We start from the raw sequence: 25881 nt of genomic DNA, 5'->3' as shown, positions 1-25881 counted from the left end.
CGCACCATCGAAGTGCATCGGACGGTGCGGCTGGCACCATGGCTGGAACTTTAGAAATCACTGGCCGCTGCGCGAATACGTCATTCAACGTAGCGGCCTGCGCATCGCCTGCCCGCAGACTCGCGGGACCGACGACGACGGACCGGGGGGCGCACGGCGGGCACGGAGCGCTTCTTGCAATGCAGCTGCACCATGCCGATCCCCTCGCCGTCGCCGTCTCCACGAGACACCCCGATGCCTTCCGTCAATTCCGTGAGCGGGCAGAAGATCTTTCGCATCCGGCGCGACTACAACGCCTGGGTCGCGAACGAGACGCTGGAGGACTACGCGCTGCGCTACACGCCGCGCAGCTTCCGCAAGTGGTCGGAGTTCCGGGTCGCGAACGCGGCCTTCGGCGCCACCTCCTTCCTCGCGCTCGAGGCCATCGGCGGCGCGATCGCGCTGAGCTACGGCTTCTCGAACGCGCTGTGGGCGATCCTGGTGGTGGGGCTGATCACCTTCCTCACGGGCCTGCCGATCTCCTACTACGCCGCGCGCCACGGCGTCGACATGGACCTGCTCACGCGCGGCGCCGGCTTCGGCTACCTGGGCTCCACCCTCACCTCGCTGATCTACGCGAGCTTCACCTTCATCTTCTTCGCGCTCGAAGCCGCCATCCTCGCGCTCGCGCTGCAGATGTACCTCGACTGGCCGCTGTGGCTGCTCTACCTGGTGTCGTCGCTGGTCATCATTCCGCTGGTGGCGCGCGGCATCACGCTGATCTCGGGGCTGCAGCTGTGGACGCAGCCAATCTGGATCGTGCTGTTCGTCTGCCCCTTCGTCGCGGTGCTGCTCAAGAAGCCCGAGCTCTATGCCGACTTCACCGGCCTCGTGGGCCGGGTCTCCAACAGCAGCGGCTTCGATCCGCTGATGTTCGGCGCCGCCGCCACGGTCGCCTTCTCGCTGGTGGTGCAGATCGGCGAGCAGGTCGATTACCTGCGCTTCCTGCCCGAGAAGACGGCCGCCAACCGCGCGCGCTGGTGGACCGCGGTGCTGGTGGCCGGGCCGGGCTGGATCGTGCCGGGCATGCTCAAGATGATGGGCGGCGCCTTCCTGGCCTTCCTCGCGCTGCAGCACGAGATCCCGGCCAACCATGCGATCGAGCCGACGCAGATGTACCTCACGGGCTTCGCCTACGTGCTGCGCGACCCGGCCTGGATCCTCGGCATCACGGTGCTGTTCGTGGTGGTCTCGCAGATGAAGATCAACCTCACGAACGCCTATGCCGGCTCGCTGGCCTGGTCGAACTTCTTCGCGCGGCTCACGCACAGCCATCCGGGCCGCGTGGTGTGGCTGGTGTTCAACGTCGTGATCGCGATCCTGCTGATGGCGCTGGGCGTGTTCGCCGCGCTCGAGCACGTGCTGGGCTTCTACAGCAACATCGCGATCGCCTGGGTCGGCGCGCTGGTGGCCGACCTGGTCATCAACAAGCCGCTGGGCTGGAGCCCGAAGACCATCGAGTTCAAACGCGCCCACCTCTACGACATCAACCCCGTGGGCCTGGTCGCCACGCTGGTGGCGGCGGCGCTCGCGATGCTGGCCTACTCGGGCGCCATCGGCCAGTGGGCGCGCTCCTTCTCGCCCTTCATCGCGCTGGCCACCGCGCTCGCGGTCTCGCCGCTTTTGGCCTGGCGCACGCGCGGGCGCTACTACCTCGCGCGGCGCGACATCGCGCACTGGACGCCGGGGCAGATCGTCAAGTGCTCGGTCTGCGACAACGGCTTCGAATCGGAGGACATGGCCCACTGCCCGGCCTACAGCGCGCCGATCTGCTCGCTGTGCTGCACGCTCGAATCGCGCTGCCACGACCGCTGCAAGACCGACTCGCGCGCGGCCGAGCAGATGAGCGGCTGGCTGCAGTCGCTGCTGCCGCCGGCGCTGTCGGCGCGGCTCAACTTCCGCGTCGCCCACTACCTGATGGTGGCGGCCTCGCTGGTGGCGCTGCTGGCCACGGTGATGGGCGTGGTCTACGCGCAGGAGGCGATCACCGGCGCCAGCGCGGTCGACCCGCGGCTGCGCGACGCCTTCCTCAAGGTCTTCACCCTGCTGTCGCTGGTGGCGGCGGTGGCGGCCTGGTGGGTGGTGCTGGGCAGCGAGAGCCGGCAGATGGCGCAGGAGGAGTCGAACCGCCACAACCACCTGCTCACGCTCGAGATCGAGGCCCACCAGCGCACCGATGCCGCGCTGCAGGCCGCCAAGGAAGCGGCCGAGGCGGCCAACCAGGCCAAGACCCGCTACGTGGCCGGCATGACGCACGAACTGCGCACGCCGCTCAACAGCATCCTGGGCTATTCGCAGATCCTGCTCAAGGGCGATGCCGCGCTGCCGCCGCGCGAGGCGGTGCAGACCATCCACCGCAGCGGCGAGCACATGCTGGGCCTGATCGACGGCCTGCTCGACCTCGCGCGCATCGAGGCCGGCCGGCTGCAGCTCGAGCCGGCGCCGCTGGCATTGCCGGCCTTCCTCGACCAGGTGGTGCACATGGTGCGGCCGCAGGCCGAGAACAAGGGCCTGGCCTTCGTCTACACCCACGCCGGGCGGCTGCCGCCCTGGGTGCATGCCGACGCCAAGTGGCTGCGCCAGATCCTCATCAACCTGCTGACCAATGCCGTGCGCTTCACCGACAGCGGCACCGTCACGCTGCACGTGGACGCGCGCCGCGAGGTGCTGCGCTTCGACGTGATCGACACCGGCATCGGCGTGGCGCCGCAGGACCACCAGCGCATCTTCCTGCCCTTCGAGCGCGGTGCCGCGGGGCGCCGGCGCGGCGAGCCCGGCACCGGCCTGGGCCTCACGATCACCGGACTGCTGACCTCGCTGATGGGCGGCGAACTCAAGCTGGCCGACACCTCCTCGGCCGGCAGCACCTTCAGCGTGCGCGTCTACCTGCGCGCGGTGGCCGACCCCGGCCCGCAGGCCAGGGCCGGCGCGCTGCGCCAGCCGGTGTCGGGCTACCTCGGCGAGCGCCGCACGCTGCTGGTGGTGGACGACCAGCCGGTGCAGCGCCAGATGCTGGCCGGCATGCTGGCGCCGCTGGGCTTCGAGGTGCGCGAGGCCGCGAGCGGCACCGAGTGCCTCGACAGCCTGCGCGAGGAGCTGCCCTCGGCGATCCTGCTCGACCTCAGCATGGACGACCTCGACGGCTGGCAGACCGCGGGCCTGGTGCGGGCCTCGGGCTTCGATGCGCTGCCGATCATCATCGTCTCGGCCAACATGTTCGAGAACCAGGCCGAGCGGCTGCGCGCCGCGGGCTGCCAGGCCTTCGTGGGCAAGCCGGTGATCGAGTCCGAACTGATCGCCACGCTCGAGCGCCACCTCGGCCTCGAATGGCTCGATGCCGTCGACGCGCTGCGCCCGCGGGCCGACGAGGAGCTCGCGCCGGTTCGCCCGCCGCGGCTGCTGCTCGGCGAGGACGAGCGCGCCGAACTGATGCGGCTGGTGCAGATGGGCCACGTGCGCGGCCTGCACCAGGCGCTCGACCGGCTGGCCGCCCGCTCGCCGGGCGCGGCCGCCACCTGCACCTGGCTGCGCGGCATGGTCGCGCGCTTCGAACTCGACTCCCTCCGCCAAGCCCTCGCCGAAGATGCTGACACCCTCGCCTCCCCTTCCTGAAGCCGAACGCCCCGTGGTGCTGGTGGTGGACGACGCCCCCAGCAGCCTGGGCATGCTGTGCGACACGCTCGAGGCCAGCGGCTACACCGTGCTGGTGGCGGCCGACGGCGAATCGGCGCTGCAGCGGCTCGCGCTGGTGGTGCCCGACGCCATCCTGCTCGACGGCATGATGCCCGGCCTCTCGGGCTTCGAGACCTGCCGCCGCATCAAGGCCGACGCGGCGCTCGCGCACATCCCGGTGATCTTCATGACCGGCCTCTCGGAAACCGCCGACGTGGTCGAGGGCTTCGAATGCGGCGGCGTCGACTACGTGGTGAAGCCGATCCGCGCCCAGGAGGTGCTGGCGCGCCTGCACACCCATGCGCGCAACGCCCGCATCACGCGCATGGCGCGCGACGCGGTCGACGTGGCCGGCATGGGCGTGGTCTTCGTCGACGCGCGCGGGCGCGTCGCCTGGCGCTCGCCGCAGGCCGGCCTGTGGCTGCATGCGCTGGGCGAGGCACGCGCGCCGGGCCTGCTGCCGCGCGCGCTCGAGGCCGCGCTGGCGCCCGGCGTCACCCTCGGCGTGGTCACCGCGGCCGGCATCCGGCTGTCGGTGCGCAACCTCGGCGCGGCCGCATTGGGCGAGACCATGCTGCTGTTCGCGGTGCAGCGCGAGGGCGCGGGCGGTGCCTCGTCGGCGCGGCTGGCCGAGGCCGCGCTCACGCCGCGCGAGACCGAGGTGCTGTCGTGGCTCGCCAAGGGCAAGACCAACCGCGACATCGGCGAGATCCTCGGCACCAGCCCGCGCACGGTGAACAAGCATCTCGAGCACATCTTCGAGAAGCTCGGCGTGGAAACCCGCGCGGCAGCGGCGGCGCTGGCCAGCGGCCGGTTCGATTGAGGCGCGTCCTCAGGCGTTGCTGGTCGCGCGCACTTCCTCGATCGTGGTCTGGCCGGCCAGCACCTTCTCGATGCCGTCCTGGCGCAGCGTGCGCATGCCTTCCTTCAACGCCGCCTGCAGCAGCTCCTCGGCGCGCGCCCCGCCCTGCACCAGCCGGCGCAGCTCCTTCGAGACCGTCATCAGCTCGTGGATGCCGACGCGGCCGCGGAAGCCCGTCTTCGCGCAGTGCTCGCAGCCCGCGCCGCTGTGCAGGTGCAGCCGCCCGTCGCGGCCGAAGCGCTGCAGCCAGCCATCGAGCGTGGCCTGCCGGCGCGCCGGGATCTCCTCGGCCGGGAAGGCGTGCAGGTAGTCGGCCAGCAGTTCCTCGACCGCCTCCTCGCTCGCGGGCGCGCTGCGCACGCAGTGGCCGCAGATGCGGCGCACCAGCCGCTGCGCCAGCACCGCGAGCAGCGAGTCGGCGAAGTTGAACGGGTCCATGCCCATGTCGAGCAGGCGCGTCACGGTCTCGGGCGCGCTGTTGGTGTGCAGGGTCGACAGCACCAGGTGGCCGGTCAGCGAGGCCTCGACCGCAGTCTTCGCGGTCTCCTCGTCGCGGATCTCGCCGACCATGATCACGTCGGGATCGGCGCGCACGAAGGCGCGCAGCGCCTTGGCGAAGGTCCAGCCGATGCGCGGATTGATCTGCACCTGGCGCAGCCCGTTCTGCGTGATCTCCACCGGGTCCTCGGCGGTCCAGATCTTGCGCTCGGGCGTGTTGATGTGCATGAGCGCCGAATGCAGCGTGGTGGTCTTGCCCGAGCCCGTGGGCCCCACGCACAGCACCATGCCGTAGGGCCGTTCCACCGCGTGGGTCAGGCGCCGCAGGTTGTCGGGCGACAGGCCCAGCGACTGCATCGGCAGCGGCTTGGCCGAGGCCAGGATACGCATCACCACGTCTTCGAGGCCGTTGTTGGTGGGAATGGTCGCCACGCGCAGCTCGATCTTGTGCTGCGGCGAGTACTTGGCGAAGTTGATCTTGCCGTCCTGCGGGTTGCGCTTCTCGCTGATGTCGAGGTCGCACATGATCTTCACGCGCGCCACGATCGCGTTGCGGTAGCTCGGCGGCAGCTCGAGGTAGGTGTAGAGCAGCCCGTCGCGGCGGAAGCGGATGCGCGTCTTCTCCTGGCCCGGGTAGCTCTCGATGTGGATGTCCGAGGCGCCCTCGCGATGCGCCTCCTGGATCATGCTGTTGATCATGCGCACCAGCGAGTTGTCCGACTGCTCGATCGGCGTTTCCGCCGGTGCCGGCGCCGGGCCCTCCTTCTCGAGTGTCTGCAGCAGCTCGGTGGTGCCGGCCATGTCGAACTCGAGCGGGCGCATCGGGTCGAGGTGGGCCGCGCCGCCGCCACCGCCGTCGGCCGCGTCGCCGATCTTCTCGTAGGCCGCGGCCAGCACGGCGTCGAGGTCCAGGCACTGGCCCACCACCGGGATCACCTTCATCTGCGCGACGAACTGCACCTCGTCGATCACCGAGTAGCGGCTCGTGGGATCGTCGATCGCGATCACCAGCCGCCCCTCGTGCAGCATCAGCGGCATGACCTGCAGCCGCCGCGCCACGCCATGCGCGACCTTGCGCAGCGCCTCGGCCGCGGGCGGGAACACATGCAGGTTGACCAGCGGATAGCCCATCTTGCGCACCAGCGCGGTCTGCAGCTGGCCGCGGCTCACGGCGCCCATGCGCACCAGGGTCTCGCCCAGCGGCACCAGCGGCTCGCGGCGCTGCTGGCGCAGCCCGGCGGCGAGCTGGTCGCCGGTGATCATGCCGAGCGCGACCAGCGCCTCGCCGATCCGCGTGATCGGCATCCGGCTCTGCGCGTCGAGCGCGCGCACGAGCTGCTCGGGCACGGCGACTTCTGTGAATGACATGGCTTGTTCTTTTCCTGTTGTCGGGTTGGGCGGCGCGCCGGACGGCGATGCCATCGCGGCGCGCGGGATGCGCGATCGTAGAGCGCCGCGCGAGGGCCCGCTACCCGGCGGGACTCCTGAGTACGCAAGTGTTCAGGTCACCGGTGTCTCGTTGGTGCACACGCGGTTGCGCCCGCCCGACTTGGCGACGTACAGCGCCTTGTCGGCGCCGCGCACCAGCTCCTTCGGCTGCAAGGCGCCGGCCTCGGGCCGCAGCGCGTCCACACCCGCGCTCAGCGTGACGAAGCCGTCGATGGCACCGGCATGCTCGATCTCGAGCGCGCGCACCGCGGCGCGGATGCGTTCGGCCAGCAGCGCGGCCGCCTCGACGTCGGTGCCCGGCAGCAGCACCGCGAGCTCCTCGCCACCATAGCGCGCCGCGAGGTCGCCGGGCCGGCGCGCCGCCACGTTGGCGATGGTGCGGCAGATCTTCTGCAGGCACTCGTCGCCGGCCGTGTGGCCGTAGATGTCGTTGTATTCCTTGAAGCGGTCCACATCGAGCAGGATCAGCGCCAATGTGCTGGCATTGCGCACCGCGCGGCCGAACTCCGTGTCGAGCGCGACGTCGAACTGGCGCCGGTTCGCGAGCCCCGTCAGGCCGTCCTCCATCGCCAGCGTGTTGAGCGTCTTGTTGAGCGCCTCGAGCGCGTCGCGCGCGCGCAGCAGCTCGGCCTCGGTGCGCGTGCGCCGCTCGATCTGGCGCACCAGCCCCAGGCCGACGAAGGCCACCACGGCGCTGAGCGCCAGCACGCCGCCCGAATGCCAGAAGGTGTCCTTCCACCAGCCCGCGAGGATCTCGTCCTTGGACAGCGCCGCGCCCACGAACAGCGGGTAGTGGTCGAGCCGCCGGAAGCTGTTGAGCCGCAGCACGCCGTCCTGCGCCGACTTGATGTAGGCGGTGCCGACCGGGCCGTTCTCCTTGTACGAAGTGAACAGCTGCGAGCCGCGCATGTCGCGCCCCACCATCTCCGGGCCGAAGGGGCGGCGGACCATCATGGTGCCGCTCTCGAGGATCAGCGCCGCGGCGCCGCCCTTGCCGATGTCGAGGCTGTCGTAGAACCTGAGGAAGAAGTCGACGTCGATGCTCGCGAGCGCCACGCCCGCGAAGCTGCCGTCGGCATGGTCGATGCGGCGCGACACCGGGATCAGCCGCTTGCCGTTGGTGCGGCTCGTCACCGGAATGCCGATGTGCGGGCCGCGGTCGGGGTGGTCGCGGTGGAAGACGAAGTACTCGCGGTCCGCGTTGTTGAGGTTCTGCGGCGGCGCCGCGCGGGAGTTCGCGACCCAGTTGCCGTCCTGGTCGTAGACGTGCAGCGCGTCGAGCTGCGGCAGTTCGGCCACCTGCGCGGCCAGCACGCGGCGCAGCCGCTCGACCTGGGCCGGCCCCGTGCCCTCGTGCTCGATGCGCTCGACCACGCCGACCAGCACGGTGTCGGCCTGCTTGATGGTGTCGTCGGCCTGCTGCGCCAGCGCGCGCGACAGGTTCGAGGTCGCCACGCCCATCTGCTCGAGCAGCGCCGTGCGCGACTCCCAGCTGTGCCAGATGTCGAGCCCCACGAGGGCGAGGCACACGGCGGCCACGAAGGCCATCGTGCGCACGGCAATGGAGGGACGTTGGAACACGGGAAACCTGGCGGCAGTGAAGGCGGCCGGATTCTCGCCGGTATCCGGCCCGGCCGGCCTGCGCACGATCCCGCGTCAGCGGCCGGTCAGGGTGCGAGCCCCGCGGTCTTCACGACCGTCGCGTACTTGCCGGCCTCCTCGCCGACGTAGGCGGTGAACTGCGCGGCATTGCGCGGATCGGGCTCGGCGCCGATCTCGCGCAGCCGCTGCGCCAGCGCCGGGTCCTCGAGCACCTTCGCCATGGCGGCCGACAGTTGCCTGAGCACCGGCGGCGGCAGCTTCGCGGGCGCGAACACGCCGAACCAGGCGCTGACCTCGAAGCCCGGCAGCCCGCTCTCGGCCACCGTGGGCACCTCGGGCAGCAGCGGGCTGCGCCGGCTGCCGGTCACGGCCAGCGGCTTGAGCTTGTGGGTCGCGATGTTGGGCAGCGAGGTGGTCTGCAGGTCGAACATCAGCGGCACGTGGCCCGCGAGCACGTCGGCCAGCGCCGGCGCGCTGCCGCGGTAGGGCACGTGCAGCAGCTTGAGCTTGGCGGCCGAGGCCAGCATCTCGCCGGCCAGGTGGTTCGAGGTGCCGGGGCCGGCCGAGGCATAGCTGATCGATCCCGGCGCCTGCCGGGCCGCCGCGAGCAGCTCGGCCACGCTGCCGTAGGGCGCGCTGGGATGGGCCACCAGCACGAAGGGGATCGATGCCAGAGCGCTGACCGGCACGAAGTCCTTCACCGGGTCGTAGCCGACCTTGGACATCGCCGGGTTGATGGCCTGCGAGCTCACCGTGCCGAGCAGCAGCGTGTAGCCGTCGGGCTTCGCTTCCGCGACGAAGCGCGCGCCGATCGCCGTGCCGGCGCCGCCTTTGTTCTCGACCACCACCGGCTGCCCGAGCTGCGCCGCCAGCTTCTGCCCCACCGTGCGCGCCAGGATGTCGGCCGAGCCGCCGGCCGGATAGGGCACGACCAGCGTGACCGGGCGATCGGGAAAGCCCTGGGCCAGGGCCGGCGCGGCGATGCCGGCGGCAACGAGCAGCAGGCCCGCGAGCAGCGTGCGAGGAAGATTCATCGGGGGACTCCTTGGTGGGAACCGCATGGTGCGAACGGGGGTTGCGGTCTGTCCAATACGTTCACTGGCCGGCGTTCATATATGAAATGAATCACCGGCCTCCGGCGCCCGCTGACTGCCGAACAATGTTTGCCCCACCGGCCGATCGCCCATCTATGATTCCGCCGCCGAAGCCTCGCCGCCAGTCGAGGCAAGGCGGCGAGGAACATCATGCGCAGCCTCAGGGAGGACTGAGGCGACTCTGGCAGAACAAGAAGTGACCAAGATGAAAACGAACAAGACGGGAGCCTGGAGAGAGGTAGCCCTTGGCGATTTGCTGCGCGCGGGGCTGAAGGGGCTTCTTGCCGCCTTCTTGGTGTTGCAGTTCGCGGGCTGCGTCCATACGCCCAAGGCAGTCGATGGCGAACCGCTGAAGCCCAACCAGGGTTTGCTGGTCTTGAAGGTCTCCGCGAGCGAGGACGCGAGACTCGGTTTCCTCGACTACGCCGAGACCTCCACGTTCGAAAGCCGCTTCGGGGAGAACCTGAAAGGCCCCAAGGGCTTTGTCTTCGCGAAAGCCGAACCCAAATATGTCGTCATTCCCCTGGATTCGGGCGAATACATGTGGAGCAAGGTCGAAAAGTATCCCTACTTTGCCTGGCTTCAGGCGTCGAACCGGTTCCGGATTCTTCCCAACTCCATCACCTACATAGGCGACATCAGACTCAACTTCGAAGGCGGCCGGTTCCTGATGAGGGTCACCGACAGAGAAGCGGAGGCGCGCCAGTACCTCTACGGAAACTTTCCCCTTTACTTGCTGACGATGCCGATCGTCAAATCATTGGCCGAGTTTCGATACTGACGAAGGCGCGGCCGACACGCCGTCACCGCCATTCGAAATATTTTTCGATCCATGTCGATGTGCCGCAGGCTCATCCGTCGTGTCAGTGGAGGGTCGTCCTCCACATCACTTCACCAGGAGAACACACCATGGCTACCCATACCGTCCGTCTGCACCGCGTGCTGCGCGCACCGCCCGAGCGCCTCTACCGCGCCTTCACCGAACCCGGCGCCTTCGAGCGCTGGCTGCCGCCCTTCGGCTTCACCGGCAAGGTCCACCAGATGGAGCCGGTGGTCGGCGGCAGCTGGCGCATGTCCTTCACCAACTTCAGCTCGGGCCACGGCCACTCGTTCGGCGGCAAGTACCTCGAGCTGGTGCCGGGCCAGCGCGTGGCCTACGACGCGACTTTCGACGACCCCAACCTGCCGGGCACGATGAAGACCACCGTCACGCTGACCGCCGTGTCCTGCGGCACCGACGTGGCCATCGTGCAGGAGGGCATCCCCGGGATGATTCCGGTCGAGATGTGCTACCTGGGCTGGCAGGAGTCGCTGGTGGCGCTGGCGCAACTGGTGGAGCCCGAGATTCCGGGCTGAGAAACGCGCCGACCGCGCTCGCCCGCGGCGGGTGTGCGACGGCTTGGGCCGATACGCAGCCGCCCGCGGGGTATTCCTTGCATGCCGCCGTCGAAAAAACCATACAACAACACTGCAATGCGCACACGTTCCTTGCTCGCGATCGTGGCCCTGGCGACAAGCCTGCATGCCGCCGCCCAACTCTCCGTCCTGCGCCCGCCAGCCGCGAACCTGGGGGCGGTACCGGGCAACAGCATTTCCGCCCCCCCTTCGCAGGTTGCCAGCCCGCCCCCTCCGGTGCGCACAGACTATCCGGAGGCGGACGGCATCGTGCTCTGGGAAGAGGCCGTAGCCACCTTCGACGGCATGGCCTATGACTACAGCGAGTTCGTCTTCGACACCGAAGCCGAAGCCCAGGACTGCGCGGCCAACATGAACGCCGGCTGCCGGCGGCGGAATGCCCGATCGATCCGGCATCTCGGCGAGCGCAGCAACGAACTGCCCCTCAAGCTGCGCAACGCGGTGCTCACGACGCCCGAACATGCCTTCAGCGAGCCCATGCCCGACCTGCGCACCGGCAAATGGACGGTGATCCAGGTCGCCGGCCACCGCCCGTCCAAGTTTGTCGGCGAGGTGAACCCGCGGGATTGGGTGGCGCTGCACGCGGCACTCTCTCTTCCTTCCGCGGACGCACTGCGCAGCAACCCGGAACTGAAGGCGCGACGGGTGCTGAACCAGATCAGGAGCGCCGCCGAATTGCGCAATGCTCTGGCAAGCGGCCAGATCGACAAGTCCGGCATCAATGCGCGGCTTTCCAACGGGAACACCCTGCTCCTGAAGGCCATCTATCTCAAGAACCAGGAACTTCTCGAGGCCTTGCTGGCGCAGGGCGCCAGTCTCGATGAATGCGGCATCCGCAGCTGTCCCCTGACCCAGGCGATCTATCTGGGCGAACGAGCCATCGCCCAGTGGCTGCTGACGAACGGCGCAAATGCCGAGGGGAACGGCAGCGACATCACTCCCCTGATGGCCGCGTCGACGGCAGCGGACCGCGAGATCGCCGAAGCCCTGCTTCGTGCGGGCGCCGATCCCCTCGCGATCTACACCGAGAAGATCGAGACCTTCTCGCTCGAGCGCTCAGTGGCCTTCTACATTCCCTCCTCCGAACCGGCCTACTTCGACTGGTTCTCTGGCATCTACCAGGCAGCGCTGGCCAAGCAGGGACGATACGAATGGAATGCCTGGATCGAGCAGGCCGGCGTTCGCCGTCCTCTGAAGAACGGCGAATCGATCGTGCTCAAGCGGCAACCGTTCCGGCTCCTGATGCAGATCCCGGAAGGCATGGCATTCCGGCTGGCGGCCTCCGAGGACGAGGCACTGGCCGAGAAGTCCCGGTCCCCGGTCTTCCGGCGGAATCTCCTGGGGCCGACCAAGGTCGGTGCCTCGGGCCCGGACAGCCGCTACCTCAGCATCGGCTCGGTGGCGATGAGAGAGAGCGCCTGGGACTTCGACGGTTCGACGCACTACTTCGCCTTCACGACCGACCCGAAGGCCGATGTCGGCGTCAAACGGGTACGGACCGCCGGTCGAGAAACCCTCGACAGCTACGAGATCGACGAATTCATCGCCGACAGGCAAATCACGCCCATCGGCAAGTTCGCGGGCAAGTCATTGACGGTACTGGCCGGTGCCGTCCCGCCATTGGGCACAGGCTCGGACTTCTACAAGCCGGCGACATTCAAGCTGTCGTTCCGGTAGCCGCCACGAGGCCTATCGCTCCTCCACCGCCTTCCTCGCCACCGCCAGGAACGACTGCACCACCGGGTTGTCGTTGCCGCTCGCATGCGCGAACACCAGGCGGTAGGTCGGCGGCGGCCGCGCGCCCGCGATCTCGAGGAAGGCGACGTCGGCCATCGCGAGCACGCGCATCGCGGCCGGCACCAACGCGATGCCCAGGCCGCCCGCGACCAGCGTGAGGATGGACTGCATCTGCGCGGCCTCCTGCACCACCTTCGGCAGGAAGCCCGCCGCCTGGCAGGCGCCGAGCAGCGCGGCGACGAAGCCCGCGCCCTCCGCGGCCGGGAACGAGATGAAGGATTCGGCCGCCAGCGCCTCGATCTTCACCGAACGCTGCGCCGCCAGCGGATGACTGCGCGGCACGGCGATCACGAACTTCTGCGCCTGCAGGTCCACCAGCACCAGCCCGCGCGATTCGTAGACCGGGCCCACCACCAGCGCGAGCTCGACCTCGCCCTTGCGCAGGTCCTCGAGCTGGCGCGCGGTGGTCTCGGCCGTGAGGCGCAGCTGCACGGTCGGGTAGTCGTGCTGGAAGCGCTTGAAGATCGCGGGCAGCACGTCGAGCGCGGCGCTCGGCACGAACGAGAGCCGCAGCGAACCCTCCAGCCCCTGCGCCGCGCGGCGCGCGCGCTCGCCGGCCGCCTGGGCCTGCTGCAGCAGGCGCTGCGCGTCCTTGTGGAAGACCTGGCCCGCGGGCGTGAGCCGCACGTGGTGCCGGCTGCGGTCGAACAGCACCGCGCCGAGCTGCTCCTCGAGATTGCGCATCGCCACGCTCAGCGGCGGCTGCGACATGTGGAGCCGGATCGCGGCGCGGCCGAAGTTCAGTTCCTCGGCCAGCACCACGAACTGGCGCAGTTGTCTGAATTCGAACATGGGCGTGGAGATAGCTGCGGCGAATGACGAGCCACTTTAAACAGTATTGGATGTATGAGCGCGGCCTTCCTAGCATGGCCTTTCCCCCACCCACGACGGACACCGCCCATGCAAGCCTCGCTGCTCGAAGAGATTCCTTCCGTGCCGAACCCCTATCCCGTGGTCTCGAAGGTCGAATACCCCGAGGTCTGGCGCCTGTGCACCCAGGCGCGCGAACTGGCCTGGGACCCGGTGGCCGACATCGATTACGCCGACCTGCGCGAGGCCGAGCTGCCGCCCGAGGTGCGCCAGGCCGGCGCCGAATGGTGGAGCCTGCGCGCCTGGATGGAGCACGGCGCCACGCCCTATGGCGCCGAGCGGCTGCGCGAGGCGATCTTTGGCCACCAGCCCTTCGAGATCAAGCAGCACATCACGAACTTCATCGCCGAGGAGTTCCGCCACCACGAGGCCAGCTTCCGCATCGCCGAGCACCTCGCGGCCTACGAGCCCACGCCGCGGGCCGACTACTTCCGCGACATCATCCCGCGCTTCCACGACGAGAAGGACGAGAAGGCGATGAGCTTCTTCGCGGGCCTCTCGGTCAACACGCTGTTCGAGCAGCTCTCGGGCGAACTGCTGCAGGCGCGCTACGAGAACGCGCGCTTCGGCTCGATCCGCGAGGCCTGCCGGCTGATCCTGCGCGACGAGGCGCGCCACATCCAGTTCGGCCGCATCATCATGCGGCGCTTCTTCAGCGAGCTGCCGGCCGACGAGAAGCGCACCATCGGCGAGAAGGTCGCGAAGAAGCTGCGCGGCAGCCTGCTCAACGGCGTCTATGCGGTGGTCAACCTGCCCGAGGACGAACGCCGGCGTTCGGGCCGCAACCGCGCGCTGGCGGCCGACCACGGCCTCGGCGCCACCCATCCCGACGAGGAGATGGGCATCATCAAGCGCGGGGTCGACAAGATCCGCGAGGACATCGGTGCCTATGGCGTCGAGATCCCGTTCATTCCCGAACTCGACGGCGCGGTGCATTGATGACGCACACCGTCGCCATCCGCCTCGCACCCGGGGACGTCGCGCCGCCGGTCGGCGCCTACAGCCACGGCATCGTCTCCCAGGGGCCGGGCCGCTGGCTGCACATCGCGGGCCAGATCGGCACCGCGGCCGACGGCACGCTGCCCGAGGGCTTCGAGGCGCAGGCCAGGCAGGCCTGGACCAACCTCGTGGCCGTGCTGCGCGCGGCCGGCATGGACGTGTCGCACCTGGTCAAGGTCACGACCTTCCTGACCGACGTCGCCGACGTGCCGCGGCTCGGCCCGGTGCGTGCCGGCTTCCTCGGCGAGGCGCGCCCGGCCTCGACCTTGCTCGTGGTGCAGGCGCTCGCGCAGCCGGCCTGGCGCATCGAGGTCGAGGCCTCTGCCTTCCGTGCCGACTGAAGACGGCATGCGCCCCGACGGACGCTCCGAAGCCATCGACCGGATGCTGCGCGAGACCGGCCCGGCCTGGCAGGCCGACATCCGCGCGGCCGGCGACCGCGTGAAGGCCGCCTACCTGCCGCTGCTGCTGGCCGCGCCCGCCCACGGCTGCGAGGTCGTGCGGGACCTGCCCTACGGCGCGCATCCGCGGCAGGTGCTCGACGTCTACCGGCCGCGCGGCGCGCGGGCCGCGCCGGTGATCGTGTTCGTGCATGGCGGCGCTTTCGTGCGCGGCGGCAAGGACATCAACGCCGCGATGTACGGCAACGTGCTGCGCTGGTTCGCGCGCCGAGGCTGCGTGGGCATCAACATCGAATACCGGCTCGCGCCCGAGGCCATGCATCCGCAGGGCGCGCTCGACGTGGCCGCGGCCTGCGACTGGGTCGCGCGCCATGCGGCCGGGCACGGCGGCGATCCCGCCGCGATCTGCCTGATCGGGCATTCGGCCGGCGGCACGCATGCGGCCAGCTATGCCTGCGATCCCTCGCTGGGCTTCATGGGCCGGCACCTGCGCGCGCTGGTGCTGGTGTCGGCGCGGCTGCGCGCCGACGCGCGGCCCGAGAACCCGAACGCGGCCGGCGTGCGCGCCTATTTCGGCGACGACGCCGCGGCCTACGACGCGCTGTCGCCGATGGCGCATGCCCACCGGCTGGCGCTGCCCACCTTCGTCGTGCATGCCGAATACGAGAACCCGCTGCTCGACGTCTACGCGACCGAGTTCGCCTGGCGCATGGCCGAGACCCGGGGCCACGCGCCGCGCCACCTGAGCCTGCCCGGGCACAACCACGTCTCGGTCATGGCCCACTTCGACAGCGGCGAGCAATGGCTGGGCGAGGAGATCCTGGCCTTCCTCGAGTCGGTGCGCGGCTGACTATCTCTTTCGGGGAATCGATCGCGCCGCGCCGGTGCGGTACGCTGCCGGCCTTCGCCGCGCCGGCGCGCGGCCTCCCTCCACCGCATCGACCACGGAAAGACCTCCAGCCATGACCGCGTTCACCCTCGAAGAAGCCAGGGACGTCCTCGCCACCGCCTTGCCGGGCTGCGTGCGCAGCCTCGGCGTCAGCGTCGAATCGCTGGGCGAAGGCAAGGCCACGCTGCGCATGCCGGCCGGCGAGCAGGCCACGCGCGAGGGCAACATCTTCGGCGGCCAGGCGCTCTCGGTGCTGGCCGACAGCGCGATGTGCTTCGCGATCTGGACCGACGGCCGCGGGCGCCGCCCGATCGCCACGGTCGACCTGCACATGACCTTCATGCGCGCGGGCGGCGGCGAGGACGTGCTCGCGCATGCCGAGCTGGTGCGCTCGGGCCGCTCGCTGGCCTTCGCGCGCGTGACCATGGACCTGGCCTCCACCGGCCAGACGCTCGCGACCGCGGTCGCGACATTCGCCCTACCGGCCTGAGCCAGCGCCCACGCGGGCGTCGCGCTCAGAGCTTGTAGGCCTCGACCGGTCCGTGCGAATAGAACAGGAAGTAGCCGGTCGAGGTCCGGAAGCCGTTCTTCTCCCAGCCCGGCGGCACCTTGAACAGCGCGAGCTGCTCGCTCTTCATGCCGACGAATTCCGTCCGCGTGCTGTCGGTGGTGATGCGCCGCCAGTCGTCGCGCGTGGCGGGCGCGAGCTGCATCTTGGGCTCGCTCCAGTCGGGCGTGCGAACCTTGTCGCGCAACACGTAGCGCCCGCCCTGGCGCTCGATCTTGATCAGCTCCTTGAGCGCCCCGCCCTGCTTCACGGCATAGACGCCGACCAGCTCGGCCTCGGGGCCGCCGCGCGCGCCGCAGGCGGCCAGCAGCAGCGCGCAAGCGATGCACGCGAGCGCGCGCGGTGCGTTGTTCCATGTGCTCATCGATGGTCTCCGGTGAAAGATGGGTGGCCCACCGGGCGCGTCGCCCGGCGGGTTCAGGCCGTCAGCGCTGGAGGTTCTCGCGCAGCTTCAGGCTGCCCTGGAAGCGCAGCGCATGCGGGTACTCCTCCTTGGCGCCCGCATCCACCGCCGCCATCTTCTGCTGGCTCTCCTGCGTCTTGGCCAGCAGCGCGGTCGGCAGGTTCAGCACGCCCTTGATCTGGTCGTACTGCGCCTGCGTGATGCGCCCCACGCCGAGCAGCCGGAAGGCATCGCGCTCGATGTTCAGCAGCAGCGGCTTGTTGTCGGCGAAGTTCTGCGCCTGCGCCAGCAGCGCGCTCCACGAGCCCGCGCTGTAGTTGCTCACGTAGTAGTCCTGCCCGGTCGGCCCGGCCAGCACCGCGGTGCAGCCCGGCAGCTCGAGGTTGGTGCGGTTGTTGTCCATCACGAAGGTCTTGCGCTGCGCCATCGCGTCGCCATAGGCGAGCGTGACGGGCACGGTCCAGGTCGAGGCCGGGTACTGGTTCTGGTTCGGGAACGACTCCTGCGTGATAGCCACGTAGGTGCGGTCGCCCGCGCACTGCGCGTCGACCGTGAGCAGCGGCACGCCGGTCTGGCGAATCAGGCTGTCGCCGATCGCACTCACCTTCTTGTCGGTCGCCTTCTCGAGCGAGCTCCACAGCCGCGAGGGCGTGACGTTGCCATAGGCATAGTCCTTCAGGTAGATCTGCAGGCCCTTCTGCATTGCCTCCTCGCCGATGTAGTTCTGGATCGTCTCGAGCACGTGGCTGCCCTTGTTGTAGACGAAGATCGACGGGCTGATGAAGCCGAACGAACCCGCGTCGTTGAGGTTGCGCTGCACCGGCACCGCCGTGTTCTTGAGGTCGGCCACGATCACGCTGTGCTTGTCGAGCACGTAGTCCGAGAAGCTGTAGTACTCGGGGTGGAACTTGATCGTGGTGCGCCTTTCGAACCAGCGCGCGAACGACTCGTTGAGCCACACGTTGTCCCACCAGTCGAGCGTGACCAGGTCGCCGAACCACTGGTGCGCGACCTCGTGCGTGACCACCGTCACCGAATAGAGCGTGGGCGTGTCGCCGGGCTTGGTCAGCACCGAGTCGGCGAACTCGAAGATCGAGCCCCAGTTCTCCATGCCGCCGAAGCCGGTGTTGGGCTTGTTGTCGTAGCTGTCGTTGGCGGCCACGGTGTCGAACTTGTCGAAGGGCAGCGGGATGCCGGTGTACTTGTAGTAGTAGTCCATCGCGACCTTGGTCCACTCCATCGCGAAGGTGGCCCAGGTCGAGCGGCCGGGCGGCGTGAACCAGCGCAGCGGCATGGTCTTGCCGTCGAGCGGGCTCTTGAATGTGTCTTCGAGGATGTCGAACTTGCCGCCGCCGAAGAAGGTCAGATACATGGGCATCGAGGGCGTCTTCTCGAACGACACCAGCTGGTAGCCGTCGGGCAGCCGGGTCTGCGATTTCTGCGCGCCGTTCGACACCGTCTTCCAGTCGCCCGGCACCTCGGCCGAGATCTCGAAGGTATGGCGGAACGCGGGCTCGTCCCAGCCCGGGAACCACTGGCGCGCGAAGTTGGTTTCGCCCTGCGTCACGATGGCATCGCTGCTCACGCCCTCGGGCGTGGAGAGGCCGACCTTGAACACGCCGGTGGCGGCCGAGCACAGCGGGTTCTTGATCATCTCGGCCGGCGGGCAGTACTCGGCATCGGAGAACTGGATCTTGCCGTCCCACTCCATGTGCAGCAGGTACTTGCCCTTCGCGATCTGGCCGTCGTTGAGCCGCAGCTGCACGAAGTCGCCGCGCGTCTGCGGCGTCGGGATCAGCGCGATCGCCTCACCCGGGCTCGAGAGCTTGCGCAGCGTGGTGCGGCCGTTGGCGAACTTGAGGTCGTGCGCGGCCACCACGATCGCATCGACCGGCTTCAGCACCTCGATCTCGACGTCGCCGCGGCCCGTGAAGGTCTTGAGTGCCGCATCGGGCCGGAACCACAGCTTGTAGTTCTTCGGCCAGACCGTGTCGGGCAGCTCCATCGGCTGGGCCGAGCGATCGATGTTGCCGTTCGCCGCCGCGTCGGGCACGGCCGAGGGATTGCCGTCGTCGGGCGCGTTGGCGTCGCCGTTCTGCGCCACCACGTTGCCGGTGTCGGGGGCCGCGCCGGTGCCGCCGAACGATGGCGTGCCGCCACCGCCGCCACCGCAAGCCACGAGCGCGGCAAGGGTCACTGCACCGATGGCAAAGTACGGGATTGCGGGCTTGAGAAATTTCTTCATGATCGCCTCTTGTAGGGACATGCGCCGTCCTGCACCTGCCGGCGTGTGGCCGGCTCCTGCATGGAACGCGCGCGGGTTAAGGGGGTGAAAGGCTCGCGCGTCGGCAAGACGCCACCCTCCCGTCGAACCGATCGTTCGACAGGCAGGCAGTGCCAGCCATGAGCAGCGGTTTCAGTGGACGCGGCAAGCGCGTGCCGCGTGCTACCGCACCGGCGGTCGATGCGGCGGGCCGAGGATCCGCGGCATCAGCGGACTCGGCGTGCGGAAGAAGCGGATGTGCATACCCGACGATGCGCGGGGCAGCGGGAGGACGAATCGCACCAGGAGCCGGAGCGTTCGATTCAGCGAAGGGCGCGCGTGCAATGCACGCGACGCGCGATGGACGAAGCCGCGTTCGGCATGGCCCCATCGGCCGCCTTGCGTCTTCCCGCACCGGCCACGAGGCGATCGGCAGCGAGGACGCAACGGCGGGAGTATGTGCGCTTGGTGTTCGAGATCTTCACGCGTTCTCCCTCCATCGAGTGCGCACAGTTCTAACTGCCGCTCCCCCCACGCGTCAACGAAGCGCGGAACTTTTCCCTCTCAAATTGTTCGCGCGTCATACGAAGAATGGAGTCAACGAAGCGTGGTGCTGCGTGAGGTACGAAGATGGACTCACGCCATCCGCATCGCCGCGCATTCGACGCGATGCGCCCGGACAACAGCGCGTTGCTTTTTCGTTGATGCAGCGCAGTTGCATCAATCGCGGCGCACGCGTTCTTTGGTTCGCGTCGCCTCCGCCGCTGCGGACTTTGGACCGCGCTACAGCACGTAGCCGCGTCCGCGGAAATGATCGAGCAGTATCTGCCCCACCCGCTGCGCCTGATCGAACTCGATCGCATGCCCCGCATCGGGCACCACCATCAGCTCCACGCGCGGCGCGTTGACGCGCAGCCGCCGGCTCGCCACGTCGACGGCATGCAGCGCATCGTCCTCGCCGAGCAGCACGCGGGTGCCGGCCGGCAGCAGCCGCATCTCGGCATCGCTCAGGCCGGCGGCGCGCGGCGGTCCGGCGCCCTGGCTGCGCCAGCGCACGAGCAGGTCCTCGAGCGCCCAGTCGGACAGCGGGCAGGCATGCGGCGAGGAACTCAGCGCCTGCAGGCGGCGCAGGTTGCCGTCGGAGGGATGCAGCCGCGCGAGCAGCGCGAAGACGGCGGGAACGACGCGCCGCGGGCCGATGCGCGGCGGCGCGAGCAGCGCGAGCCTGGAGACGCGGCGCAGCGAGCGCCGCATGTAGGCGGCGGCCAGCCAGGCGCCGAAGGAGGCGCCGCAAAGCCCCAGCTTGGGCCGGCCGATGCCGATCAGCACGTCCTCGAGCCAGTCGCAGTAGTCGTCCTCGCTGGCCGGGCGCCGGCCCTCGCTGCGACCGGCATCGCCCACGATGTCGACCGCGTACACGCGCAGCGCACCCGCGAGCACGCCGGCCATGTGCACCCAGGTGCTGGCATTGCCGCCCTCGGCATGCAGCAGCAGCACCGGCACGCCATAGGCCGGTCCCCAGGCCAGCAGGTGGGCGCGGCCGCGCCGCGTGTCGACATGGCGCGATTCCACCGGCACCGGCCAGCGCGCGAGCACGCTGTCGTACGACCGCGAGAGTGCCGCATGGGCCTGGGCCGAGCGGAAATGCGGCAGGAAGGAAATGGCGTCGAGGGACATCGTCGAAAGGCGAAGAGGACGTGGAGGATGCGAAGCCGGCCCCGGGGACCGGCCCGTGAAGCAACGCGCGAGCCTGCTGGATCGTGGGCGGCGCAGATGAAGGTCTGCTGAAGATTCGGCGGCTCGGCCTGCCTTGCACCTTTCAGGCCTGGTCGAGAAGCTTTAGGAATTCCTTCAGCTTCGCCGGTTAGATTGCATTCATGAAGATTCTTGTGGTGGAAGACGATTTCGACCTCGCGACCGGCATCCGGGTGGCGCTGCAGACGCAGGGCATGGAGGTGGTGTGGGTGCGCCGCATCGAGGACGCGCGGCGCATCCTCGATGGCGAGGGCTGCGACCTTCTGCTGCTCGACCTGGGCCTGCCCGACGGCGACGGCCTGGGCCTGCTGCAGCACGTGCGGCGCGCCGAATCGCGGCTGCCGGTGCTGATCCTCAGCGCGCGCGATGCGCTCGACGACCGCCTGCTCGGGCTCGACAACGGCGCCGACGACTACCTGGTGAAGCCTTTCGTTCTCGCCGAGATGCTGTCGCGCGTGCGCGCGCTCGCGCGCCGCAGCTACGGCAGCGACGGCGTGACCTTCGAGGTGCGCGGCCTGTGGCTGCACGAGCCGACGCAGCGCGTGCAGGTCAACGGCCAGCCGGTGGACCTGTCGCGCAGCGAGTTCAAGCTGCTGAGCCTGCTGATCAAGCGCACCGACCGCGTGATCACGCGGCGCATGCTCGAGCAGCAGGTGCTGCCGGCCTGGCAGACCCATGGCAGCAACGTGCTCGAGGTCCACATCTCGAACCTGCGCCGCAAGATCGGCGACGGCTACATCCGCACCGTGCGCGGCATCGGCTACGTGATCGACCAGGCCGCGCTGAAGCTGCCGGGAACGCCGTCTTGACGGCCGCGGCGGCGGCCTCCGACGCCCCGCGCGGCTGGCGCCGGCTGCTGCGGCCCACGCTGGTGCGCCGGCTGATGCTGGCGCAGGTGGCGATGCTCACGCTGCTGTGGAGCATCGCGGTGGGCCTCGTGCTCGGCACCTCGCTGACCGAGGACATGGGCATGGTCGACACCTCGCACCGCAGCGTGCTGTCGGTGGCGCACAACCTGGCCGACCGGCCCGCGGCGCTGGCCGAGAGCCTCCAGCGCATGGACACCGCGCTGCGCGAGACCATGGGCAGCGACAACGATCCCTCGCTCTCGCCGAGCCTGCTGGTGTGGCAGCACGGCCGGCTGGTCTACCACTCGGAGGGCGTGCCCACCGACATCGCCAACAGCCGCCTCGGCGTGGCCGAGGACGTGACCGCGCAGGGCAAGCAATGGCGCACGCGTTCGCTGGAGAGCGAGGACGGCGCCACGCGCGTCGCGCTGGTGCTGCCGGCCGGCCCGCAGATGTGGCTGACCTTCCATTCGCGCGGCTACTACATCCTGCCGCTGGTCATCAGCGTGCCCTTCCTGCTGCTGCCGGCCTGGCTGTCGATCCGGCTCGCGCTGCGGCCCTGGCGCAAGGTGGCGCGCGAGATCGCGTCGCGCGACGTGCGCGAGCTCGCGCCGCTGGCCACGCAGACGCGCCACGACGAGCTGCGCCCGCTGGTCGACAACTTCAATGCGCTGATGCAGCGGCTGCGCGCGAGCATCGAGCGCGAGCAGAGCTTCATCGCCGATGCCGCGCACGAGCTGCGCACGCCGATCGCGGCGCTGCGCGTGAACGTCGAGGCACTGCAGGGCCTGCAGGCGCAGCCCGAGCCGGTGCCGCCGGCGCGCCAGCAGGAGCTGATGGCGCGCGTGGTCAGCGCCAGCGCGCGCGCCGAGCGGCTGGTGAACCAGCTGCTGCACCTGATGCGCAGCGCGGCCCAGGTCTCGGCGCCGCGCCCCGCCCTGCTGCGCCTGGACGACCTGGTGCAGGAACGGCTGGCCGCGCTGTCGGTGCTCGCGCGCACGCGCGGCGTGGAGGTGGAGCTGCTGAGCGACGACCCGGCACCGGTGGCCGGCGATCGCGACAGCCTGGTGTCGATGATCGACAACCTGATCGACAACGCCACCAAGTACGCGCCGCCGGGCTCGGCCGTGACCGTGGGCATCCGGCGCGACGGCGCGCAGGCCGAACTGACCGTGGCCGACCGCGGCCCGGGCATTCCGCCCGAGCTGCGCGAGCGCGTGTTCGACCGCTTCTTCCGCGACCCCGACCAGACCCAGACCGGCAGCGGCCTGGGCCTCGCGATCGTGCGCTCGGCCACCGAGGCACATGGCGGCAGCATCGTGCTCGGCGACACGCGGCCCGGCCCGGGCCTGCTGGTGACGGTGCGGCTGCCGCTCGCGCGCGAAGGCATCGAGCCGGGCGCCACGGCCTCGGTGAAGACCCGCGCCGTGCTGACGGCGGATTGACAGCCGGTGCTCCTACGATGACGGACGCGACATCGACACAGGAGACCCCATGACAATCCAGCGCCCCCGCCTCGCGGCCTTCACGCGCCGCGCCCTGCTCGGCGCCGCCCTCGGGCTCGCGCTCGCGGGCTGCGGCAGCCCCGCCGGCAATGCCCCGGCACCGAAGCCCGAGCTCCACGTGATGACCTCGGGCGGCTTCACGGCCGCCTACAACGAACTGCGCCCCGGCTTCGAGCGCGCCAGCGGCCGCGCGGTGAAGACCGCCTACGGCGCCTCCATGGGCAATGCCAGCGACTCGATCCCGAGCCGCCTCGCGCGCAAGGAGCCGGTCGACGTCGTGATCCTGGCCCGGCCCGCGCTCGATGCGCTGGTCGCGCAGGGCCAGGTGCGGGCCGGCAGCCAGGTCGACCTGGTGCGTTCCTCGATCGGCTTCGCGGTGCGCAAGGGCGCGCCCAGGCCCGACATCTCGAGCGTCGAGGCGCTCAAGCGCACCCTGCTCGCGGCGCCGTCGATCGCCTATTCGGCCAGCGCCAGCGGCACCTACTACGAGACCGAGCTGCTGAAGAAGCTCGGCCTCGAGGCCCAGGTCAAGCCCAAGAGCCGCCGCATCCTCAGCGAGCGCGTGGGCAGCGTGGTGGCGCGCGGCGACGCCGCGCTCGGGCTGCAGCAGGTCAGCGAGCTGCTGCCGATCGAGGGCATCGATTACGTCGGCCCGCTGCCGGCCGAGGTGCAGCAGGTGACGGTGTTCTCGGCCGGCATCGCCACCGCATCGACGCAGCCCGAGGCGGCACGCGAACTGATCCGCTACCTGAACTCGCCGGCCAGCGCGCCGACGATCGCGAAGACGGGGCTGGAGCCGCTGGCTTCGCGTTGAGGCGCGCGCCGCCTCAGGCGCCGCCCGGCACGGCGAGCGGCGCATGCTTCGCCATCAGTTCGTCGACCCAGTCGATGAACACGCGCAGCTTCGCGCTCAGGTGCCGGTTCGGCGGGAACACCAGGTACAGCGGCATCGAGGCCACTTCCCAGTCCTCGAACAGCGGCACCAGCTCGCCGCTGTCGAGGTGCGCCTGCGCCATGTAGCGCGGCAGCCAGAGCACGCCCATGCCCGCGACACCGGCCGCGGCATAGGCATTGCCGTCGTCGAGCGCGACCACGTGGCGGCCGCGCGGGGCGAGTTGCTCGCCCGCGCGCGACAGCGCGATCGGCGCCAGCGTGCCGCTGCGCGAGCGCAGGAAGCCGACGATGCGGTGATGCGAATCCTCGAGCTCGCGCGGATGCGCGGGCGTACCGGCGCGTGCCAGGTAGGCGGGCGAGGCATAGACGCCGAGCCGCAGGTCGCCCACGCGGCGCGCCACCAGCGAGGAGTCGGTGAGCTCGCCGCCGCGCAGCACGCAGTCGACGTTGTCGCCGATCACGTCGACCACGCGGTCGCTCACGCCCAGGTCGAGCTGGATCTCGGGATGGCGCGCATGGAAGGCCGGCAGCGCCGGCACCAGGATCAGCCGCGCCAGCGGGGCCGGCACGTCGACGCGCAGCCGCCCCTTGGGCGAGGCCGTGACGCTGGCCAGGCGGGTGTCGGCATCCTCGAGGTCGGCCAGCAGGCGCACCACGCGCTCGTAGTAGAGCGTGCCCTCGGCCGTGACCTTGACCTGCCGCGTCGTGCGGTGCAGCAGCTTCACGCGCAGCCGTGCCTCGAGCTGCTGCACCAGCTGGGTCACGGTGGTCTTGCTCATGTGCAGGGTCTGCGCCGCCTTGGTGAAGCTGCCGGCTTCCACCACGCGCGCAAAGGCCTGCATCGCATCGAAACGGTCCATGTCGTGGTCCGATTGTTTGGGATTGTCAAACAGTCATTGTGCGTCTTGCCCGTTTATCCGCGAAGAGCGAACACCTAGATTCACTGCATCCGCAACCATCGAAGAAAGTGAATCCCATGTCTTCCCCCCGCGATGTCGTCTTTCCCGCCGGCCGCCAGGCGCTCTACGAGCTTCACCGCTACTCGCCGGCCGTGCGCGCCAACGGCCTGCTGTTCGTCTCGGGCCAGGTCGGCAGCCGGTCCGACGGTTCGCCCGAACCCGAGCTCGAGGCCCAGGTCCGGCTGGCCTTCCAGAACCTGAATGCCGTGCTCGCGGCCGCCGGCGCCAGCTTCGCCGACGTGATCGACGTGACGGTCTACATCGTCGATCCGGCCTCGAAGTTCGAGCGCATCTGGAACCTCGTGCTCGCCGAGTTCTGGGGCGAGGCGCCCCATCCCACGGCCACCGCCATCGGCGTGACCTGGCTCTACGGCTTCGACTTCGAGATCAAGGTGGTCGCGAAGCTGCCGGAAACGGCCGCCGCCTGAGACGCTAACGAGCGACGATCCGCTGCACGCCGAGCATGACCAGCATGCCGCCGGCCACGCCATCGACCCAGCGCTCCACGCGCAGGTAGCGCGCGCGGATCGCCTCGGCGCCGAACACCACGGTGATGCCGAAGTGCCACAGCAGCGAGAGCACCGCCACCATGAGGATGGTGGCGGGATAGAACCAGCCCGCGGCCTGCGCGGGCACCAGGGTCGCGAACACGCTGGTCCAGAAGGCCGCGCCCTTGGGGTTGGTGATGCCGGTCAGCAGGCCGGCGCGGTAGGCGCCGCGCGCATCGCGGCGCGTGCCCGCGGGCGCGCGGCGGGCGCTGCCCGCGGCGGTCTTCACGGGTCGGGCCACGGCCCGCCACAGCAGGCTCGCGCCATACCAGACCAGGTAGCTCGCGCCGAGGAAACGCACGGCCGAGGCCAGCCACGGATGGTGCGCCATCAGGGTGGACATGCCCGCGAGCGAGAGCACGACCCAGAAGATCGAGCCGGTCGTGAGCCCCAGCACCACGTAGCGCGATTCGCGCTGGCGCCCGTCGAGCGCCATCTGGCTCAGGATGAAGAAGTTGGGGCCCGGGCTCGCGAGCACGGCGAGGTAGACGCCGGCGATGAGCAGCAGGGGCGAGAGTTGGGTCATGGCGCTGGGGACGGAAGCGAACGG

At 69.8% G+C, this 25881-nt stretch carries 22 protein-coding genes; 13 read left to right on the top strand and 9 right to left on the bottom strand.

The genetic code is table 11. From position 1 onward, the window contains the following. Window positions 1-234 precede the first annotated feature (234 nt). Both KV106_RS06130 and KV106_RS06125 read left to right on the top strand, forming a co-directional pair. On the top strand, window positions 235-3651 hold the full coding sequence (locus KV106_RS06130; protein WP_261207125.1) for a hybrid sensor histidine kinase/response regulator: 3417 nt from the start codon (window positions 235-237) through the stop codon (window positions 3649-3651). Continuing rightward, entirely contained in the window at window positions 3623-4534 is a 912-nt protein-coding gene (locus tag KV106_RS06125; RefSeq protein WP_261207123.1) for a response regulator transcription factor, read from the top strand. Before KV106_RS06130 ends, KV106_RS06125 begins: the two co-directional genes overlap by 29 nt. A gap of 9 nt (window positions 4535-4543) precedes the next feature. On the opposite strand, the gene KV106_RS06120 is transcribed toward KV106_RS06125, so the two are convergent. From KV106_RS06120 to KV106_RS06110, 3 genes are all read right to left on the bottom strand, one after another. Next, window positions 4544-6439, bottom strand: a complete 1896-nt coding sequence (locus KV106_RS06120) for a GspE/PulE family protein (protein WP_261207121.1) — start codon at window positions 6437-6439, stop codon at window positions 4544-4546. A gap of 132 nt (window positions 6440-6571) precedes the next feature. Next, window positions 6572-8101, bottom strand: coding sequence for a sensor domain-containing diguanylate cyclase (locus KV106_RS06115; RefSeq protein ID WP_261207118.1), 1530 nt, complete (start codon window positions 8099-8101; stop codon window positions 6572-6574). Window positions 8102-8187: 86 nt separating this feature from the next. Next, the gene (locus tag KV106_RS06110) at window positions 8188-9156 is read right to left on the bottom strand and encodes a Bug family tripartite tricarboxylate transporter substrate binding protein (protein WP_261207116.1); all 969 of its coding nucleotides are present in this window, start codon (window positions 9154-9156) and stop codon (window positions 8188-8190) included. 265 nt (window positions 9157-9421) lie between these two features. On the opposite strand from KV106_RS06110, the gene KV106_RS06105 reads away from it, so the two are divergent. From KV106_RS06105 to KV106_RS06095, 3 genes are all read left to right on the top strand, one after another. Next, window positions 9422-9997, top strand: a complete 576-nt coding sequence (locus KV106_RS06105; RefSeq protein ID WP_261207114.1) for a hypothetical protein — start codon at window positions 9422-9424, stop codon at window positions 9995-9997. A gap of 128 nt (window positions 9998-10125) precedes the next feature. Then, the gene (locus tag KV106_RS06100) at window positions 10126-10572 is read left to right on the top strand and encodes an SRPBCC family protein (protein WP_261207112.1); all 447 of its coding nucleotides are present in this window, start codon (window positions 10126-10128) and stop codon (window positions 10570-10572) included. 117 nt (window positions 10573-10689) lie between these two features. Beyond that, window positions 10690-12309, top strand: coding sequence for an ankyrin repeat domain-containing protein (locus KV106_RS06095; RefSeq protein ID WP_261207110.1), 1620 nt, complete (start codon window positions 10690-10692; stop codon window positions 12307-12309). Window positions 12310-12321: 12 nt separating this feature from the next. Here the strand turns inward: KV106_RS06095 and KV106_RS06090 are convergent, their stop codons facing one another. Continuing rightward, window positions 12322-13221 (bottom strand): LysR family transcriptional regulator, encoded by a 900-nt coding sequence (locus KV106_RS06090; protein WP_261207108.1) that lies wholly within the window; start codon window positions 13219-13221, stop codon window positions 12322-12324. Window positions 13222-13329: 108 nt separating this feature from the next. On the opposite strand from KV106_RS06090, the gene KV106_RS06085 reads away from it, so the two are divergent. The 4 genes from KV106_RS06085 (at window position 13330) to KV106_RS06070 (ending at window position 16078) form a co-directional block, all read left to right on the top strand. Beyond that, the gene (locus KV106_RS06085; RefSeq protein WP_057593097.1) at window positions 13330-14238 is read left to right on the top strand and encodes a ferritin family protein; all 909 of its coding nucleotides are present in this window, start codon (window positions 13330-13332) and stop codon (window positions 14236-14238) included. Next, window positions 14238-14639 carry a RidA family protein gene (locus KV106_RS06080; protein WP_261207106.1) on the top strand — a complete coding sequence of 134 codons (402 nt, stop codon included), beginning with the start codon at window positions 14238-14240 and terminating at the stop codon, window positions 14637-14639. The genes KV106_RS06085 and KV106_RS06080 overlap by 1 nt, the downstream gene beginning before the upstream one ends. Then, the gene (locus KV106_RS06075) at window positions 14629-15549 is read left to right on the top strand and encodes an alpha/beta hydrolase (protein WP_261207104.1); all 921 of its coding nucleotides are present in this window, start codon (window positions 14629-14631) and stop codon (window positions 15547-15549) included. The genes KV106_RS06080 and KV106_RS06075 overlap by 11 nt, the downstream gene beginning before the upstream one ends. Before the next feature lie 112 nt (window positions 15550-15661). Beyond that, window positions 15662-16078, top strand: a complete 417-nt coding sequence (locus KV106_RS06070) for a PaaI family thioesterase (protein ID WP_057593094.1) — start codon at window positions 15662-15664, stop codon at window positions 16076-16078. Between the two features lie 25 nt (window positions 16079-16103). On the opposite strand, the gene KV106_RS06065 is transcribed toward KV106_RS06070, so the two are convergent. The 3 genes from KV106_RS06065 to KV106_RS06055 all read right to left on the bottom strand — a co-directional run bounded on the left by KV106_RS06065 (window position 16104) and on the right by KV106_RS06055 (window position 20499). Next, entirely contained in the window at window positions 16104-16520 is a 417-nt protein-coding gene (locus tag KV106_RS06065) for a serpin family protein (protein WP_261207101.1), read from the bottom strand. Window positions 16521-16581: 61 nt separating this feature from the next. Beyond that, window positions 16582-18804, bottom strand: a complete 2223-nt coding sequence (locus tag KV106_RS06060) for a M1 family metallopeptidase (RefSeq protein WP_261207099.1) — start codon at window positions 18802-18804, stop codon at window positions 16582-16584. An 801-nt stretch (window positions 18805-19605) separates the two neighbouring features. Continuing rightward, the gene (locus tag KV106_RS06055) at window positions 19606-20499 is read right to left on the bottom strand and encodes an alpha/beta fold hydrolase (RefSeq protein ID WP_261207097.1); all 894 of its coding nucleotides are present in this window, start codon (window positions 20497-20499) and stop codon (window positions 19606-19608) included. 200 nt (window positions 20500-20699) lie between these two features. On the opposite strand from KV106_RS06055, the gene KV106_RS06050 reads away from it, so the two are divergent. From KV106_RS06050 to KV106_RS06040, 3 genes are read left to right on the top strand one after another with little or no spacing between them, the layout of a single operon-like run. Next, window positions 20700-21386 (top strand): response regulator, encoded by a 687-nt coding sequence (locus tag KV106_RS06050; protein WP_057593088.1) that lies wholly within the window; start codon window positions 20700-20702, stop codon window positions 21384-21386. Continuing rightward, complete coding sequence (locus KV106_RS06045; RefSeq protein ID WP_261207094.1) at window positions 21383-22870, top strand: sensor histidine kinase; 1488 nt, start codon at window positions 21383-21385, stop codon at window positions 22868-22870. Before KV106_RS06050 ends, KV106_RS06045 begins: the two co-directional genes overlap by 4 nt. A gap of 49 nt (window positions 22871-22919) precedes the next feature. Next, window positions 22920-23744: a substrate-binding domain-containing protein gene (locus KV106_RS06040; protein ID WP_261207092.1), complete on the top strand. Its 825-nt coding sequence runs from the start codon at window positions 22920-22922 to the stop codon at window positions 23742-23744. A 13-nt stretch (window positions 23745-23757) separates the two neighbouring features. On the opposite strand, the gene KV106_RS06035 is transcribed toward KV106_RS06040, so the two are convergent. Next, window positions 23758-24684: a LysR family transcriptional regulator gene (locus tag KV106_RS06035; RefSeq protein ID WP_057593086.1), complete on the bottom strand. Its 927-nt coding sequence runs from the start codon at window positions 24682-24684 to the stop codon at window positions 23758-23760. A 116-nt stretch (window positions 24685-24800) separates the two neighbouring features. Between KV106_RS06035 and KV106_RS06030 the strand changes: the two genes are divergently transcribed. Then, entirely contained in the window at window positions 24801-25211 is a 411-nt protein-coding gene (locus tag KV106_RS06030; protein ID WP_057593085.1) for a RidA family protein, read from the top strand. Window positions 25212-25215: 4 nt separating this feature from the next. Here KV106_RS06030 and KV106_RS06025 read toward each other — a convergent pair whose 3' ends face one another. Next, complete coding sequence (locus KV106_RS06025) at window positions 25216-25857, bottom strand: LysE family transporter (protein WP_057593084.1); 642 nt, start codon at window positions 25855-25857, stop codon at window positions 25216-25218. Window positions 25858-25881 lie beyond the last annotated feature (24 nt).

This window comes from Variovorax endophyticus (genome assembly GCF_025376855.1).
Classification (GTDB): Bacteria; Pseudomonadota; Gammaproteobacteria; order Burkholderiales; family Burkholderiaceae_C; genus Variovorax.
Note: the sequence above shows the minus strand (reverse complement) of the source record. Positions and strands in the feature narration are given on the sequence as shown.

Coding starts and splice junctions, on each gene's coding strand:
- KV106_RS06130 (WP_261207125.1), top strand. CDS start 235: ATGCCTTCCGTCAATTCCGTGAGCGGGCAGAAGATCTTTCGCATCCGG.
- KV106_RS06125 (WP_261207123.1), top strand. CDS start 3,623: ATGCTGACACCCTCGCCTCCCCTTCCTGAAGCCGAACGCCCCGTGGTG.
- KV106_RS06120 (WP_261207121.1), bottom strand. CDS start 6,439: ATGTCATTCACAGAAGTCGCCGTGCCCGAGCAGCTCGTGCGCGCGCTC.
- KV106_RS06110 (WP_261207116.1), bottom strand. CDS start 9,156: ATGAATCTTCCTCGCACGCTGCTCGCGGGCCTGCTGCTCGTTGCCGCC.
- KV106_RS06105 (WP_261207114.1), top strand. CDS start 9,422: ATGAAAACGAACAAGACGGGAGCCTGGAGAGAGGTAGCCCTTGGCGAT.
- KV106_RS06100 (WP_261207112.1), top strand. CDS start 10,126: ATGGCTACCCATACCGTCCGTCTGCACCGCGTGCTGCGCGCACCGCCC.
- KV106_RS06095 (WP_261207110.1), top strand. CDS start 10,690: ATGCGCACACGTTCCTTGCTCGCGATCGTGGCCCTGGCGACAAGCCTG.
- KV106_RS06090 (WP_261207108.1), bottom strand. CDS start 13,221: ATGTTCGAATTCAGACAACTGCGCCAGTTCGTGGTGCTGGCCGAGGAA.
- KV106_RS06085 (WP_057593097.1), top strand. CDS start 13,330: ATGCAAGCCTCGCTGCTCGAAGAGATTCCTTCCGTGCCGAACCCCTAT.
- KV106_RS06080 (WP_261207106.1), top strand. CDS start 14,238: ATGACGCACACCGTCGCCATCCGCCTCGCACCCGGGGACGTCGCGCCG.
- KV106_RS06070 (WP_057593094.1), top strand. CDS start 15,662: ATGACCGCGTTCACCCTCGAAGAAGCCAGGGACGTCCTCGCCACCGCC.
- KV106_RS06065 (WP_261207101.1), bottom strand. CDS start 16,520: ATGAGCACATGGAACAACGCACCGCGCGCGCTCGCGTGCATCGCTTGC.
- KV106_RS06060 (WP_261207099.1), bottom strand. CDS start 18,804: ATGAAGAAATTTCTCAAGCCCGCAATCCCGTACTTTGCCATCGGTGCA.
- KV106_RS06055 (WP_261207097.1), bottom strand. CDS start 20,499: ATGTCCCTCGACGCCATTTCCTTCCTGCCGCATTTCCGCTCGGCCCAG.
- KV106_RS06050 (WP_057593088.1), top strand. CDS start 20,700: ATGAAGATTCTTGTGGTGGAAGACGATTTCGACCTCGCGACCGGCATC.
- KV106_RS06040 (WP_261207092.1), top strand. CDS start 22,920: ATGACAATCCAGCGCCCCCGCCTCGCGGCCTTCACGCGCCGCGCCCTG.
- KV106_RS06035 (WP_057593086.1), bottom strand. CDS start 24,684: ATGGACCGTTTCGATGCGATGCAGGCCTTTGCGCGCGTGGTGGAAGCC.
- KV106_RS06030 (WP_057593085.1), top strand. CDS start 24,801: ATGTCTTCCCCCCGCGATGTCGTCTTTCCCGCCGGCCGCCAGGCGCTC.
- KV106_RS06025 (WP_057593084.1), bottom strand. CDS start 25,857: ATGACCCAACTCTCGCCCCTGCTGCTCATCGCCGGCGTCTACCTCGCC.